The organism is Hymenobacter convexus (assembly GCF_030580955.1).
GTDB lineage: Bacteria > Bacteroidota > Bacteroidia > Cytophagales > Hymenobacteraceae > Hymenobacter.
Window position 1 is genome coordinate 613,447 of sequence record NZ_JAUQON010000002.1, and the last position, 13,955, is coordinate 627,401.

Sequence of the window (13,955 nt, forward strand, 5' to 3'; positions counted from 1 at the left end):
AACGGCAGGATTATTTGCGCAGTTCCAGTACCCAAGCTGTGTGGGCCGGCACGTTCAGCGTTTTCAGGTCCGAAACCGTGGCCCCGCTCACCACTTCCACGCCCGACGAAAAGCCGTCCGTGCGCTCGGCGAAGCGGGTGCCGTCCACCTTCTTCTCGTTCTTGGTGTTGTTGGCAATAATCATCACGCACTCGCCCGCATCGTTGTAGCGAAAGTACGTGTACACCCCATCCTGCGGGATAAACTGCATCAACTTGCCCGAACTCAAAACGGAGTGCGTCTTGCGGTAGTTGGCCAGCTTGCTGATGTAGTCGAACGCCTCGCCGGCCTGGCCAGGGCGCGCCACAAAGTAGTTTGTCTTATCGCCGGCCCAGCCGCCGGGGAAATCCTCGCGCACCTTGCCGTCGGGGTTCGAGAAGTTCTTCATCAGCACCTCGGTGCCGTAGTAGAGCTGCGGCGTGCCGCGCAGCGTGAGCAGCCAAGCCATGCCGGTCTTGAACTTATTGAAGTCCTCGCCAATCACCGAGTAGAAGCGGCTCATGTCGTGGTTGTCGAGGAAGGGCACGTTGCGGGTGGCGTCCACGTACATCCAGTCGCCCTGCAGGGCGTGGTAAAGCTTGCTCAGGTCGCCGTTTTCGGTTTTCAAGGCATCGGCCACGGCGAAGCAGATTTGAAAATCGAGCACGCCCGGCAGGTTCGACTTAAAGCCATTAACGGGCGGGAAAATGTTCTGGGCAAAGAACGCCTGCTCGGCCTCGGTGCCTTCCCAGGCCTCGCCAAACAGCGCCAGCTTGGGGTATTCCTCGCCAATGGCCTTGCCCCACTGCATCAGGAAGTTCGGCTCCGAATAAGGATAGGTATCGATGCGGTAGCCGTCGATGCCCGTCGACTCCACCCACCACAGGAAGTTCTGAATCAAGTAAGTAGCCACCAGCGGGTTGCCTTGGTTCACGTCGGGCATGGTCGTGTCGAACCAGCCGTCGTTAAACAGTGTGTAGTCGCGCTTCGAGCCGTAGGGGTCGTTCAACGCGAAGGCGTTGTAGTTCGAGCGCGTGAATTTGGGGAAGGCATGAAACCAGTCGGCCGCCGGCTTGTCGAGGAACAGGTGGTGGTAGCTGCCCCAGTGGTTGAGCACGATGTCCTGCACCACTTTCAGGCCATCGGCGTGCGCGGCTTTCACAAATTGCTGGTACTCTTCATTGGTGCCGTAGCGCGGGTCAATCTTGTAGCAGTCCGTTACCGCGTAGCCGTGGTAGCTGGCCTTGGGCATGTCGTTTTCGATGATGGGCGTGGGCCAGATGGCCGTGGCGCCCAGCTGCTTGAAGTAGGCAAAGTGGTTCTGAATGCCCTTGAGGTCGCCGCCGTGGCGGGCGTACATCGAGTCGCGGGCCACGCGCGGGGCACGAGTGCCCTTCACCACGTCGTTCTTCGGGTCACCGTTCGCGAAACGGTCGGGCATCAGCATGTAAATGAAATCGGCTTGGGTGAGGCCCTGCGTGCGTTGCGGGTCGGTGTTGCGGGCGCGCAACTCGTAGGTATACGTCAGGCTTTTGCTGCCTTTGAAACTCAGTTTTAGCTGGCCGGGCCTGGCGTCGGCGCCGATGGTGAGGTTGACGACGAGGTAGTTCGGGCTTTCCAGCTTCTGGCTGCCTTCCAGCGTCACGCCAGGGTAGGCCGCGATGCTGGCCGTGGCGCCCGCAATGCCCGGCGCGTGCACCAGCAGCTGCAGCTTGGGGTTTTTCATGCCCACCCACCAGTAGGTCGGGTCGATGCGGATGCTGGGCGCGGCCTTGGCGGGCGGCGCGACGGCGCTACTCAGTGGCGTGGCGGCTACTGCCGCGGGGCTGGTGGCGGCCAGTAGCAGGGGCGCGGCTACAGCAAGCAGCAAGCGAGAAAATATCATGTCAAAAGGGAATATTTGAGAGAAGCGAGAGGGCAAAATAACAACTTCCCCGGCCGCCTAGCTAACCCCGCTCCGCTGCTTGCCGTTAGGGAGCAAGCCGTTTAGCGCAAGCTTCATATGGAGCTTTCGCGTTATTTGTCGAAACGTTTGCACATTGCGGCTTCTTTGAGCTACTGCTTAGCTTGGAGAAATTTCTTTTTTCAACCCGAATTTTTCTTCATTGCCTGCCCCAGCGGGCACCATACCTCTCTATGGCTTTTACGTTCAAACCCTACGCGCCCGCGGCCAAATACAAGACGGCCGCCGCGTATTTCTCGATGGAATTCGCCGTCGACCAGGCCCTGAAAACCTACTCCGGCGGCCTGGGCTTCTTGGCCGGCTCGCACATGCGCTCAGGCTTCGAGCTGAAGCAAAACCTAGTCGGCATCAGCATCCTGTGGAGCTTCGGCTACTACGACCAGGGCCGCGCCGAAGACCAGACCATGCGCGCCGAGTTCCGCCAGAAGCACTACTCGTTTCTGCAGGACACGGGCATTGTGTTCCCCATCACCATCCACGGGGCTGATGTGCACGTGAAGGCGATGTACCTGGCCCCGGAAGTATTCGGCACCGTGCCGATGTTCTTCCTGACCACCGACATTCCGGAAAACGACTACATCTCGCGCACCATCTCGCACCACCTCTACGACCCGGACGCCGCGGCCCGCGTGGCCCAGAGCATCCTGCTGGGCGTGGGCGGCGGCAAATTGCTCGATGAGCTCGGCCGCAAAACCGACGTGTACCACCTCAACGAGGGCCACGGCCTACCACTAGCCTTCTACCTCTACGAAAAGCACGGCCGCGACCTGGCCGAAGTGCAGAAGCGCCTCGTTTTCACTACCCACACGCCCGAGCTGGCCGGCAACGAAGAGCGCCCCATGAAGCTGCTGCTCGACATGACCTTCTTCGGCACCATGCCCGAGGAAGCCGTGCGCCGCGAAGCCCGCATTGGCACCGGCGACGCCTTGAACTACACCCTCACGGCCCTGCGCTTCGCCCGCAAAGCCAACGCTGTGAGCAAGGTGCACGGCCGCGTGGCCAACGAAATGTGGGGCCACTACGAAGGCATCTGCCCCATCATCCCCATCACCAACAGCCAGAACGGCACCTACTGGCGCGACCCGCAGCTGGCCGCTGCCCTCAAAAGCAAGAGCGACGCCGACCTGCTGGCCCGCAAGCAGGAGCTGAAAAAGGAACTGTTCAAGATAGTGGCCGACCAGACCGGCAACGTGTTTGACCCCGAGGTCATCACCATCGTGTGGGCCCGCCGCTTTGCCGGCTACAAGCGTGCCGACCTGATTCTGCGCCACTTCGAGCGCTTCGTAGAGCTGGCTAGCAACACCAAGCGCCCCATTCAGATGATTTGGGCCGGCAAGCCTTATCCTAAGGATTTTGGCGCGGTGGCGTTGTTTAATGAAATCATCAAGCGCACCGCCAATCTGAAGAACTGCGCCGTGCTCACCGGCTACGAGTTGGGCCTGTCGGCCGCCCTCAAAAAAGGCTCCGACATCTGGCTGAACACGCCACGCTTCCCCCGCGAGGCCAGCGGCACCAGCGGCATGACCGCCGCCATGAACGCCAGCGTGAACCTGAGCATCGCCGACGGCTGGATTCCGGAGTTCTGCAAGGACGGCGAGAACGGCTTCATCATCGCCCACGCCGAAGAAACCTTGCCCGACAACGTGAAGGACGACCAGGAAGCCACCACCCTGCTCGACGTGCTCGAAAACACCGTGCTGCCGCTGTACTACGACCAACCCAAAAACTTCCTGAAAGTGGTGAAAACCGCCATGAAGGACGTGGAGCCAGAGTTCGAAAGTAGCCGCATGGCTCGTGAATATTACGAGCTGCTGTACAAGGCGTAAGTTCGGCGCAATGGCGTAAACAGAACGTCATGCTGAGCGCAGCCGAAGCATCTCTACCGCGCAACTAACGTAATCCGATTGGATTGCTATTGCGGTAGAGATGCTTCGGCTGCGCTCAGCATGACGTTCTTTTTATTTCCCCCTTCCTGCCATGTGTGGTCGTTATACCTTCATCGTTCCCGCGCCAACCGTTGAGCAGCGTTTCGACGCCACGTTCACCGAGCCGGCCCCAACCACCTACAACGCCGCGCCCTCGCAGCGCCTGCCCGTCATCACCAACGCCAAACCCGGCCAGATTCAGTTGCTGAGCTGGGGCCTTGTGCCCGGCTGGAGCAAAGACCCCGCCGCCGGCCCCAAGCCCATCAACGCCCGTGCTGAAACGCTGGCCGAGAAGCCCTCGTTTCGGCAGTTGCTGGGCCGCAAGCGCTGCCTAGTGCTGGCCGACAGCTTCTTCGAGTGGCAGGCTACGCCGGCCGGTAAGGTGCCGCACCGCATTCTGTTGCGTGATGAGCAGCCCTTCGCCTTCGCCGGCCTCTGGGATGAATGGGTCGACCGCAGCACCGGCGAACTGCACCCCACCTTCACCATCATCACCACGGAACCCAACGCGCTGATGGCCGGTATTCACAACCGCATGCCCGTCATCCTGCCCACCCGCGCCGCCGAAAAAGTCTGGCTCGATGATGGCCTCGGCCTGAAGGCGCACCAGGAACTGCTGCTGCCTTATGACGCTGCGGCGATGCGGGAATACGTCATCAGCAAGCGAGTGAATTCGCCGGCCAACAACGACCCGGAGGTGCTGGCGGCCGCTTGAAATTGCATTGACCGCTGTCATTGCCACGGCCTGCGGCCTCGCAACGACAATTCCCCTATCTTGCCCGTATGAACTGGCGCAACCCCTGGCTTTTACCGATTCTCATTCTCGTACTGGCCTCGGCGGTGCAACTCGACTTGCCGTGGTGGAGCCTGGCCGTGGTGGCGTTTATTGTAGGGCTGGCCATTGCACCCACGGGCCGGGTGGCCTTTGGGGCCGGATTTAGTGGCGCCGCCCTGAGCTGGCTGCTTCCCGCCGCGTGGCTGGCCTACCAAAACGAAGGGCTGCTGGCGCACCGCATGGCGCAGCTGTTGCCACTGGGCGGTTCGGTGCCGGCGCTGGTGTTGGTGGCAGGCTTGGTCGCCGGGCTAAGCGGCGGGCTCGCCGCGTTGGCCGGTGCGTGGCTGCGCCAGGCATTTCAGCCCAAGCCGCTGGCCTAATAAGGCTTTTTTGCCCTGATTCTACAGCTTCACCTGTTGCACCACCCATTCCCGAATGGCTTCCAGGGCATCGGCCGAAGCGGCGGGGTGCTGCTCGGTGCCGGCGGCCAGGGCCTGGGCGCTGGCCGGCGCCAGGAAGTCGTGGTTCAGCCCGTCCAGCTTTTGGCTATTGACGTGCTTGTTGGCTTTCAAACCTTTTTCGAGCAGCGGCAAATTGGTAGCCGTGAGCACCTGCGAGTCGGCGGTGCCGTGCAGCAGCAGCGTGGGGCAGCTCACCTTGCCGAGGTCGGTTTGCGGGTTGGAGGCCAGGAGCGAGCGGTACCAGGGGCTGGTGAGCTGGGCTGCCCGCTTCTGGGCCGTGGCCGACGGCAGGCCGGGGTAGAGCTGCTTCAGCATATTGGCCACAATGGCCTGCGCCTGGGCATTGTCGGCCGTTTGCCGAATGATTTCGAGCATGGCGTACTGCCGCTTATAGAGCGCGTCGCTGCGCTTCTGCGCTTCTGCGTCTAGGCGCATTTGCTCCTGCGCTACGCGCACCTGCACTTGCTGGGCCGAGGTGCCGGCGGCCAGCTGCTTTTTGGCTTCGCGGCGGGCCAGGGTCATCACCTGCATTTCTTTGCGGTCCCAGGCCAGCTGGGCGGTGTCGGGCTCGCCAGGCTGGTTCACCAAGGAGGTTTGGCGGGCCAAAAGCTCCTGGCCATTCACCCCGGCCGCGCCTAGCGACACCAGAAAGGCCGGCGCCGGGGCTACGGCAGCCACTTGCAGCGCCACGTTGGCGCCGTCGCCGTGGCCCAGCAGGCCCACCCGCAGCGGGTTGATGTCCGCGTGAGCGCGCAAAAAGGTGAGGGCCGACTGCGCATCCGCCACCAGCTCGGCGCGGGAATTGGCCGCGGGGATGGCGGCCGAGCGACCCGTGCCGCGGCTGTCCAGGCGCAATACTGCTAAGCCCTGCCGCGTGAGGTAATCGGCCAGTTCATCGAGGAGGTTATAGGTGCCTTCGGCGCGCTCGGCTTTGCTGCCATCGGCCAGGAGCACCACGGCCGGAAACGGCCCGGCGCCGAGTGGCATACTCAGGCTGCCGCCCAGGCCGAGCTCAGGGTTGGGGCTGTTCAGGCTGCTCACCCGTACTTCTTCGGTTTTGTAAGCCATCGACATGCCTTTGAGCGCCGATGCGGCCGGGGCAGCGCCCGTCGGGGTGCGGTCGAGTACCAGCGTGGTGCGGAAGCCGGGCTGCTGCCATTGGCCGCGCAGGCGTTTGCCCTCGGCCACGGGCAGGGCCACGAACCGGCACCCCGCATTGTCGGCGTAAAAAGCCACGCTATCAGCACTGCTCACCACCCGCATCGGGCTGTTTTTCAGCTTGGCGGCAGTCACATCCAGTAGGGCCACGGTGGTGCCGTCGGTTCGCTCGGCAATGGTGATGGAAACCTGTCGGCTACCGCCCGGCACCGCTAGCTGGCCTGTCCAGTGGCCTACCAACTGGGGGTGGTCGATTATGCCTGCTTGAGCACTATTGCTCAAGGCAACTGCCAGCATAGTGAAGATGTTGATAATTAATTGGGTACGGAATGTTTTCATGGCGGCGCGTCTCCGTTTTTGAGCTACAGCAAACCCGACTTGCTGTCATTAAAACAGGATTGTATTCAAAAGTACAATAAATTCTTGCTTTGTGAATCTATTGAATATAAATTTTATTAAAATATTTAGCGGCATTATTTAATAATTTGCTATCTGTGTTCTTCTACCTCGGCTTAATGCCTGCCAACACTCGGCTGCAATACTCATTGCATTCCACGAAAAAGCCCCTCGAAATCTGGCGCAAATGCCAAAATTCGAGGGGCAAAAAAGGTGAACGGCTGTATGGGTTCGCAGTGGTTTACGAGGCCGTGTACCAGGCCAGCACTTCGAGGCCGGCGGCGTCATTGTCGGCTTCTACCACTTCATCAATGACGTGCTGGACTTCGGCTTCCGACCAGCCTTCGTCTTCGGCGGCGGGCACCCAGAGGTCGAGGGCAGCGTAGCGGTTGGTATTGGGGGGCAGTGTCCAGCGGACTTTTTTGCGAATGTTCATGGCGAAAAATCGGTTTCAGAAGACAAATAAACACCGTTAAGGCGCCGCCTTGATGACGACGAGGCGCACGGGCACCACGCCGGCCGAAACGATGTCGAGCTGCTCGGCGGCGCGGCGCGACACGTCCACGATGTAGCCTTTGGTGTGCGGCCCGCGGTCGGTCACGGTCACGTCGACGGAGCGGCCGTTGCGCGTGTTGGTGACGCGGATGACCGTGCCGAAGGGCAGCGTGTTGTGGGCGGCCGTCATCTGGCCGGGGCGGTAGGTGGAGCCGCTAGCGGTGGCCCGGCCGTTGAATTTGTCGGCGTAGTAGGAGCCGAGGCCGGTTTGGGTATAGGTGCCACGCGGGGCTTTGGTACTGCCGTTGCCCGCGTTGCGGCTGCCCCCGCACGAAGCCAGCAAAAGCAGGCCCGGCAGAAGCCAGAAGAGGCACCTCAAAGGAATGAGGTATAGGATTTTGGCCTTGTGATTTTGCTTCATCTAAACTTAATGATTTGCGATAACCTTTCGGCCGAGTTTCTCACCCAACACCACTTTTCTTAACCAACTCAAAACCATGAAAAACCTGTTGAAACTGGCTTCGGCCGTAGCCCTTTCGTGCACCTTCCTGGCTGCTCACGCGCAGCAGGGCGACGACAAGATGATGAAAAAAGAGGAGAAGACCGAAGGCAAGATGATGAAGAAGGACGGCAAAATGGGCTCGAAAGACAAAATGGCCAAGAAAGACGGGAAGATGATGAAGAAGGATGGCAAGATGATGTCGAAAGACAAAATGTAGGCCAACCGCCTCGCTACATGAAAAGCCGCCCGGCTTGCGCGCTTCTTCGGAAGCCGCAGGCCGGGCGGTTTTTTTGGGCATCAGCGGTGGCGGGCCCTGGGCGTCGGCAGTTTGGGTGGGGCCGGAGGAGGCGGCACGCGCAAGGCTTCCAAGTCTTTGAAATTGCCTTGGAATACGTTGAAATCGACCACGCCGCGAATGCCGGGCACGTAGGCTTCGTCGGAATGCTGCCAGATTATCCACTTGCTGCGGGCCAGGGCGGGGCGCTCCACCTCGTAGTGCGCCAGCCAGAGCGGGTAAGCGTCGAAGTGCCCGGCCAGGTGGCGCTTATAGAAGCTGTGGTTGGAGTAGAGGATGGGCCGCACGCCGTAGTGCGCCTCGATGAGGCGCAGCCAGCGGGCCACCTCGCGGCGCAGCACGGCCACGTCGTGAAAATTGGCGGCTTCCACGTCGAGCACGGGCGGCAGGTCGCCGGGCGCCAGGGGCACGGTGCGGGCGAAAAGGTCGGCTTGCACCTGGCCGTTGCGGTTGGGCTGGAAGTAGTGGTAGGCCCCGCAGAGCACGCCGGCCTTGCGGGCTTCCCGCCAGTTGCGGGCAAAGCGGGCGTCGCGCAGGGTGGCGCCCTCGCTGGCTTTGATGAAGGCAAAGCGCACGTTGTGGCGGGCCACCTCGGGCCAGTCGATGCGGCCCTGGTAAGCCGATACATCGATGCCGTGCACCGAATAGCCGGCCAGCAGCGGCGTTTTTTCGCGGCCCGTAAGGCCGCCTTTGGTGAAGGTGGCCCAGGCCCGGCGGGCATAACGGTTGAGCTGCACCTGGTGGCGCAGGTAGTACGCCGCGCCCACCGTGAGCATTATCAGCAGCCCGCCCAGCAGCACGCTGCGCCAGGCCCGACGCGGAGCGCGGGGCGGGGCAGGAGCGGGGGCTTGGCGGGTGGGGGAGGGGTTCGGCATGGGCGGTGCGGCTCAAAAATAACGACGGACCCGGGCCCAACGTGCCCCGGCCGGCGGCTTTTCGCCAACTTTGCGTTTCGCACCATCCGCCTTTGCCATGTCTTTCCTCCGCGCCGCCGACGCCCGCGACGAATCCGGCCACCTCATCAGCGAGCTGCACGGCGTCACACTGGCCGCCATTCTGGAGTATCTGGTGACCGCCTATGGCTGGTCCGAGCTCGACGTGCGCCTGCGCATGAATTGCTTCGCCGAAAACCCCAGCATCAAGTCCTGTCTCACGTTTTTGCGGCGCACGCCCTGGGCCCGCACCAAGGTGGAGGCCCTGTACATTAAAGCTCGCTCGGCCGAAGTGCAGGGCCGCCCGCGTCCCTAACCGCCATGGCCGACGTATCGCCGAAATCATCCAAAGAGTCGCTGCTGGTAGGCGCGCTGCTGTTTGTGGCCTTCGAAACTGTGGCGTTTTACAGCCTGCAGTACCTCACCTCGGGCCTGGGCGAAGCCAACCAGATGCAGCCCGAAAACACCATCGTCAGCAACTGGCTGAAAACGATGGTGTTTTTTGTGGCGCATCTGGTGCTGGTCATCATCGCCATGCTGGTGCTCAGCAACCGGCTGCCGCGCCACTACCGCGGGCAGGTGATGGGCTGGTTTTACCTGGCCTTGCTGATGAGCTTCGTGCTGCTGATTCCCTTGTTCGGCTGAAAAAACAAAACCACCGCTGCGGGCGGTGGCTCAATGGTGAAAACCAGAAGACTCGGAAAGTGGCCGGTCGGACCCGGCGTTATCGATGGACTGCGGTGCCGGTCGGTCCCGGCGTTATGGATATTTAATAAACAGATAGTCAGCGGAATTAATTCGGTTAAATACCCGGAATTAATTGTGGCGGATGTCGATTTCGCGCTGCTGGTCGCTCGGGTTGAGGAAGGGGATGCGGACCTGTAGCTCGTTGCCCTCGTGCACGGCGTCGATGCGGGCCAGGTCGAGGTTGTTGGGCAGGTCAAGGGTTTGCACGAAGAGCGGGGCGGCGAGCTGGGCGTCGGGCTCGTGGCGGTACTCGCCGAACACAGTGAGCTTCTGCTGGTTGAGCACCACGCGGAAGCTGTCGGCCGGCACGGTGGGCATAGCCACGCGCAGAATCACGCCTTTCGGACGCTGGTCGACGCGCAACTGGGGCTGGGCCACGCCGCCACCAATGGTGTTGAGCAAATCGAGCTGCGGGGCAATGGAACGGATAAATTTCGGGCTGATGAGTTTCATGGCAGGGAGCCGGGGTTTAGGCGTCGGCTTCGTACCTGTTATTACAAATGATGTACCAATCTGAATCAGGAGTTAGATTGCCTGAAAATCAGTCGTATTGACGCAGTTTTTGGCCGTGTTTTTCTGTTTGCGGTCAGGCTGGCATAATATCGATTTTTTGCCTGGAAAAAGGCGACGAAATGGCGCTTTTTAAGCAGCTCGGGAGCCTCAAAACCGGCTGGTCAGGCCGAAGTGAATCTTTGAGGCGTTGAGCGCAAACTTCTGGCCAATGCTATTGGCCTGGCCCACCGAATACACGAACTGGAATAGGCCCGCCCCGGTGCGAAAGCTCAGCCCCGCCCCGAGGCCGGTGGGCTGGTCGCCAAATTTTTCGTCCACCGCATCGTGGCGTAGGTAGGCCTGGTCGGCAAACAAAAACACATAGGAATCGGCGCCAATAAACTGACGGAATTCGGCCGTGGCCAGCGCGAACGAGCTGACGTAGAACTGGTTTTCGTTGAATCCGCGCAGGGAATTCAGCCCGCCCAGCCGCAGCAGGTCGTTGGTGGAAAGGCGCGGGTTGAGCAGGCCCTCGGTGCGCAGGCGCAGCAGCAGCACGCCGGCCCGCTTCACAGGAAGGTAACGCTCGGCCCGCACGGCAAACGTGTACTGCGTCGATTGCATCGGGATGTCTTTGTATAGCTCGGCGGCCAGTTGGGCATTTTGGATAATGGTTTTGGTGCCCACCGCCGATTGGGCGTTCAGTAAATAGCCGCGGTGCGGGAAAAACAGGTCGTCGAGGCTGGTCCAAGCGTAGGCCAGGCCGTAGGAGGTATAGCGCGAATCGAGGTTGGCGGGCAGCACCGTGACGTCGCGCAGCGAATCGAGCGAGGAGCTGCGCTGCTCGGCAAAAAAGCTGATGCGGCCGGCCCGCACGGTGGGGTAGGTCACCTGCAGGCGCGGCTGCACGGTGGTGAAGGCATCAGTTTGCTTGTAGAGGTTGAACGTGCCGGACACTTCCAGCGGCGTGCCGAAGAAGTTGGGGTGCACGTACTGGGCATCCAGTAATTGCGAAAGCGCATCGGTTTTGCGCCATTGCAGGCCCAGCTGCTTGCCGCCGCCCTTGATGTTGCGCAGGTTGATGGTGACATCGCCCGTGAACTGCACGCCGGTCTGGTTGGCATTGGCATTGGGCAAAATGCCCACAATGGCGTCGAACTGGTTGCTGGGCCGGTCGTCGAGCAGCAAGTACACGCGGGCCCGGCCCCGGGCAAAGCGAATCTCCGGCTCGGCGCGCAGCCGCAGGTAGGGCAGCTGGCGCAGCAGCTGGGCGGCGGCGGCCACGCGCTGCTGGCTGAAGGGCTGCTCCGGGAAAATCTGCAGATACTTGGTCAGGAAGCGCTTTTTGGTCTTTGTGTTGCCCACAATTTGCAGCGAGTCGAACACCACGGCCGGGCCGCGCTTCAGCACCACGCGGCCCGCAATGGCGTGCCCGCTGAGCTGCAGCGAATCGAGCCCGACGGTGGCGAAGGGAAAACCCTGGTTTTCGGCCTCGGTGAGAATGCGTTCCTGCAGCCGGGCCCAGTCGTTGGGCAAAAAGGGTGTTTGGCGGAACAGCTTTTCGCGGTAGCCGGCGCGCGTCAGCAGGCCGTCGCCGAGGTTGCCGTTGCGCAGGTAGGCCCACTGAAACTGCTCGCCTACATACAGGCGCACGCGCACCGTGTCGCGACGCCAGCGCATCTCATCGGCCGAGGCCGTGAGGTAGGCATCTGCCTGCAGGGCCAGCACCAGTTCGCGCACCTCGCGCAGCGCCGTGAGCGAATCGGGCACGGTGGCTGGCATTTTGTAGCGACGGATAATGGCGCGGTCGGCGCCTTCGGCCTCGAGCAGCAGCGCGCGCGTGTGGGCCAGGGCGCGGCGCTGGGCGGGCGCCAGGGGCGGCGCGGCGCGCGGCGGCAGGGGCGGGGAGGCCAGGCCGGGCTGGTTGGGCGCGTTGGGGTTGAGGCCGGGCGTTTGGGCGCGGGCCGCCCGCGGCGGGCCAGCGAGCCAACCAAGCAGTATCACTCCCCAAAAGCACAGCAGAAATCGAGTCATTCGGGGTAGATAACGCAGATGCCGGCGTTTAATTTCCCGAAGGTAAAACCGGCCGACGCCGCGCGGCCGGGGCCCGCCCGCCAAAGCGCTTTCTACCTTTGTGCAGTTGCGGCGCACGATGCACCCATCGGCATTGTTTCGCTCCATTGAGCGGGTTATGCGCTGCTTCCTTTTCATCTGCATGGCCGGCCTGTACTTCCACATTCCTTTTTGCAAGCAAGCTTGCCACTACTGCGACTTTCACTTCAGCACCTCGCTGGGGCTTAAAAGCCGGTTGGTCGAAGCCATTGTGCGGGAGCTGGAGCTGCGCCGCCGCTACCTCGGCAGCAATACCGTGCTGGAAACCATTTACTTCGGTGGCGGTACGCCTTCACTGCTCACGGAGGCCGAGCTAAACCAGCTTTTCACCGCCATCCACCGTCACTTCGCGGTGGCCCCGGATGCCGAAATCACCCTCGAAGCCAACCCCGACGACCTCAGCGCCGCCAAGCTGCGCGAGCTGGCCGCCGCCGGCATCAACCGGCTCAGCATCGGGCTGCAAAGCTTCTACGAACCGCACCTGCGGTTGATGAACCGCGCCCACACCGCCGAGGAATCGACCACGGCCGTGCGCCGCGCTCAGGACGCGGGCTTCGAGAATATTTCCATCGACCTGATTTATGGCGTGCCGGCGCCGGGCCATCACATCTGGGAGGCCGATTTGGCCAATGCCTTCGCGCTGGGCGTGCCGCACGTGTCGGCTTATGCCCTCACCATTGAGCCCGGCACGGCTTTCGGGCACCGCTTGCAGAAGGGTACGTTCAAGGCGGCGCCCGACGAGTTTGTGGCCACCCAGTTTGAGATGCTGCTGGCGGCCATGCGCGCCCACGGCTACGAGCAGTACGAAATCAGCAATTTCTGCCGGCCCGGCCGCGAAAGCCGCCACAACGGCAACTACTGGCGCGGCGTGCCCTACCTCGGCCTGGGGCCCAGCGCCCACAGCTACGACGGCCAGAACCGCCAGTTCACCCTGCCCAACAACCCGCAGTACGTGGCCGCCGTGCTGGAGCGCGCTGAAGTACCCGTGACGCTGGACCTGCTCACCGCCACCGACCGCGCCAACGAGTACCTGCTCACCACCCTGCGCACCGCCCGCGGCTGCGACCTGGCCCACCTGCGCACCCACCTCGGCTTCGACATGCAAGCCGCCCATGCCTCTTACCTCACCGAGCTGCAGGCCAACGGCTGGGCGCGCATCCAAAACGAAGTGCTTACTTTGACCGACGCGGGCAAGCTGCTGGCCGACCACATCACGCTGGAGCTGTTCCAAAACCCCGCCGTAGCCGAATGAAACTCCTGAGCGACAGCATTGCCGACGACGCCGACTTCTTCGTAGAACAGATTTACATCGTGGCCATTGTGTTCGACAACACCGACGACGTGACGGTGTGGGCTACCACGTTTTTCGACAACGACACGCATTTCTTCCACCTCGCCCTACCCTTCAAAGCACTCGACACGCTCCTGAGTCTGGCCCACGACCGCGCCGACGCCCTGCAGGAAGAAGTGGCCGATGCCCTGGCCGCCCAGCAGTGGCCCGCCCTGCTCGAATACAACTCCGACGAGCAGCCGCCCGTGCCGCTGCCCAGCGTGGCCCTCAAGCTGTCAGTGACTTACCCCGCCCTGGAAGACGACGAAACCGAAGGCGAGGAAGGCCCCGACGACCCCCAGCCGCACAACATCTTCTACCTCGAAGGCGTGTTCGTGCGCCTCGATACCTAAG

15 protein-coding genes are annotated in these 13,955 nt (G+C 62.1%); 8 read left to right on the forward strand and 7 right to left on the reverse strand.

Going from position 1 to position 13,955, the window contains the following annotated elements:
* Nucleotides 1-10: 10 nt before the first annotated feature.
* Complete coding sequence (locus Q4S41_RS05970; protein WP_305030188.1) at nt 11-1,888, reverse strand: alpha-amylase family glycosyl hydrolase; 1,878 nt, start codon at nt 1,886-1,888, stop codon at nt 11-13.
* Between the two features lie 266 nt (nt 1,889-2,154).
* Here Q4S41_RS05970 and glgP point away from each other — a divergent pair, with 266 nt between their 5' ends.
* The 3 genes from glgP (at nt 2,155) to Q4S41_RS05985 (ending at nt 5,061) form a co-directional block, all read left to right on the forward strand.
* The gene (gene glgP, locus Q4S41_RS05975) at nt 2,155-3,807 is read left to right on the forward strand and encodes an alpha-glucan family phosphorylase (RefSeq protein WP_305030189.1); all 1,653 of its coding nucleotides are present in this window, start codon (nt 2,155-2,157) and stop codon (nt 3,805-3,807) included.
* Between the two features lie 151 nt (nt 3,808-3,958).
* Nucleotides 3,959-4,621: an SOS response-associated peptidase gene (locus tag Q4S41_RS05980; RefSeq protein ID WP_305030190.1), complete on the forward strand. Its 663-nt coding sequence runs from the start codon at nt 3,959-3,961 to the stop codon at nt 4,619-4,621.
* 68 nt (nt 4,622-4,689) lie between these two features.
* A complete protein-coding gene (locus Q4S41_RS05985) occupies nt 4,690-5,061 on the forward strand; it encodes a hypothetical protein (RefSeq protein WP_305030191.1) in 372 nt (123 codons plus the stop codon).
* Between the two features lie 21 nt (nt 5,062-5,082).
* On the opposite strand, the gene Q4S41_RS05990 is transcribed toward Q4S41_RS05985, so the two are convergent.
* From Q4S41_RS05990 to Q4S41_RS06000, 3 genes are all read right to left on the reverse strand, one after another.
* Nucleotides 5,083-6,639, reverse strand: coding sequence for an alpha/beta hydrolase family protein (locus tag Q4S41_RS05990; RefSeq protein ID WP_305030192.1), 1,557 nt, complete (start codon nt 6,637-6,639; stop codon nt 5,083-5,085).
* A 298-nt stretch (nt 6,640-6,937) separates the two neighbouring features.
* A complete protein-coding gene (locus Q4S41_RS05995; RefSeq protein ID WP_305030193.1) occupies nt 6,938-7,132 on the reverse strand; it encodes a hypothetical protein in 195 nt (64 codons plus the stop codon).
* A 36-nt stretch (nt 7,133-7,168) separates the two neighbouring features.
* Complete coding sequence (locus Q4S41_RS06000; protein ID WP_305030194.1) at nt 7,169-7,570, reverse strand: septal ring lytic transglycosylase RlpA family protein; 402 nt, start codon at nt 7,568-7,570, stop codon at nt 7,169-7,171.
* Between the two features lie 118 nt (nt 7,571-7,688).
* Here Q4S41_RS06000 and Q4S41_RS06005 point away from each other — a divergent pair, with 118 nt between their 5' ends.
* Nucleotides 7,689-7,910, forward strand: a complete 222-nt coding sequence (locus Q4S41_RS06005) for a hypothetical protein (RefSeq protein WP_305030195.1) — start codon at nt 7,689-7,691, stop codon at nt 7,908-7,910.
* A gap of 80 nt (nt 7,911-7,990) precedes the next feature.
* On the opposite strand, the gene Q4S41_RS06010 is transcribed toward Q4S41_RS06005, so the two are convergent.
* On the reverse strand, nt 7,991-8,863 hold the full coding sequence (locus tag Q4S41_RS06010) for a glycoside hydrolase family 25 protein (RefSeq protein ID WP_305030196.1): 873 nt from the start codon (nt 8,861-8,863) through the stop codon (nt 7,991-7,993).
* A gap of 97 nt (nt 8,864-8,960) precedes the next feature.
* On the opposite strand from Q4S41_RS06010, the gene Q4S41_RS06015 reads away from it, so the two are divergent.
* Nucleotides 8,961-9,236, forward strand: coding sequence for a VF530 family protein (locus Q4S41_RS06015; RefSeq protein WP_305030197.1), 276 nt, complete (start codon nt 8,961-8,963; stop codon nt 9,234-9,236).
* A gap of 5 nt (nt 9,237-9,241) precedes the next feature.
* A complete protein-coding gene (locus tag Q4S41_RS06020; RefSeq protein WP_305030198.1) occupies nt 9,242-9,565 on the forward strand; it encodes a hypothetical protein in 324 nt (107 codons plus the stop codon).
* Nucleotides 9,566-9,736: 171 nt separating this feature from the next.
* Here the strand turns inward: Q4S41_RS06020 and Q4S41_RS06025 are convergent, their stop codons facing one another.
* Together Q4S41_RS06025 and Q4S41_RS06030 are read right to left on the reverse strand one after the other, a co-directional pair.
* The gene (locus Q4S41_RS06025; protein WP_305030199.1) at nt 9,737-10,120 is read right to left on the reverse strand and encodes an Hsp20/alpha crystallin family protein; all 384 of its coding nucleotides are present in this window, start codon (nt 10,118-10,120) and stop codon (nt 9,737-9,739) included.
* Nucleotides 10,121-10,327: 207 nt separating this feature from the next.
* Entirely contained in the window at nt 10,328-12,163 is a 1,836-nt protein-coding gene (locus tag Q4S41_RS06030) for a BamA/TamA family outer membrane protein (RefSeq protein WP_305030200.1), read from the reverse strand.
* A gap of 187 nt (nt 12,164-12,350) precedes the next feature.
* Here Q4S41_RS06030 and hemW point away from each other — a divergent pair, with 187 nt between their 5' ends.
* Both hemW and Q4S41_RS06040 read left to right on the forward strand, forming a co-directional pair.
* Nucleotides 12,351-13,523, forward strand: coding sequence for a radical SAM family heme chaperone HemW (gene hemW, locus Q4S41_RS06035; RefSeq protein WP_305030201.1), 1,173 nt, complete (start codon nt 12,351-12,353; stop codon nt 13,521-13,523).
* The gene (locus Q4S41_RS06040) at nt 13,520-13,954 is read left to right on the forward strand and encodes a hypothetical protein (RefSeq protein ID WP_305030202.1); all 435 of its coding nucleotides are present in this window, start codon (nt 13,520-13,522) and stop codon (nt 13,952-13,954) included. Before hemW ends, Q4S41_RS06040 begins: the two co-directional genes overlap by 4 nt.
* Nucleotide 13,955 lies beyond the last annotated feature (1 nt).

What these genes read in the sequence shown, in the direction of transcription:
- Q4S41_RS06005 (WP_305030195.1), top strand. Translation starts at nt 7,689, where the DNA reads ATGAAAAACCTGTTGAAACTGGCTTCGGCCGTAGCCCTTTCGTGCACC.
- Q4S41_RS06010 (WP_305030196.1), bottom strand. Translation starts at nt 8,863, where the DNA reads ATGCCGAACCCCTCCCCCACCCGCCAAGCCCCCGCTCCTGCCCCGCCC.
- Q4S41_RS05995 (WP_305030193.1), bottom strand. Translation starts at nt 7,132, where the DNA reads ATGAACATTCGCAAAAAAGTCCGCTGGACACTGCCCCCCAATACCAAC.
- Q4S41_RS06015 (WP_305030197.1), top strand. Translation starts at nt 8,961, where the DNA reads ATGTCTTTCCTCCGCGCCGCCGACGCCCGCGACGAATCCGGCCACCTC.
- Q4S41_RS06025 (WP_305030199.1), bottom strand. Translation starts at nt 10,120, where the DNA reads ATGAAACTCATCAGCCCGAAATTTATCCGTTCCATTGCCCCGCAGCTC.
- Q4S41_RS06040 (WP_305030202.1), top strand. Translation starts at nt 13,520, where the DNA reads ATGAAACTCCTGAGCGACAGCATTGCCGACGACGCCGACTTCTTCGTA.
- hemW (WP_305030201.1), top strand. Translation starts at nt 12,351, where the DNA reads ATGCGCTGCTTCCTTTTCATCTGCATGGCCGGCCTGTACTTCCACATT.
- Q4S41_RS05980 (WP_305030190.1), top strand. Translation starts at nt 3,959, where the DNA reads ATGTGTGGTCGTTATACCTTCATCGTTCCCGCGCCAACCGTTGAGCAG.
- Q4S41_RS06020 (WP_305030198.1), top strand. Translation starts at nt 9,242, where the DNA reads ATGGCCGACGTATCGCCGAAATCATCCAAAGAGTCGCTGCTGGTAGGC.
- glgP (WP_305030189.1), top strand. Translation starts at nt 2,155, where the DNA reads ATGGCTTTTACGTTCAAACCCTACGCGCCCGCGGCCAAATACAAGACG.
- Q4S41_RS05985 (WP_305030191.1), top strand. Translation starts at nt 4,690, where the DNA reads ATGAACTGGCGCAACCCCTGGCTTTTACCGATTCTCATTCTCGTACTG.
- Q4S41_RS05990 (WP_305030192.1), bottom strand. Translation starts at nt 6,639, where the DNA reads ATGAAAACATTCCGTACCCAATTAATTATCAACATCTTCACTATGCTG.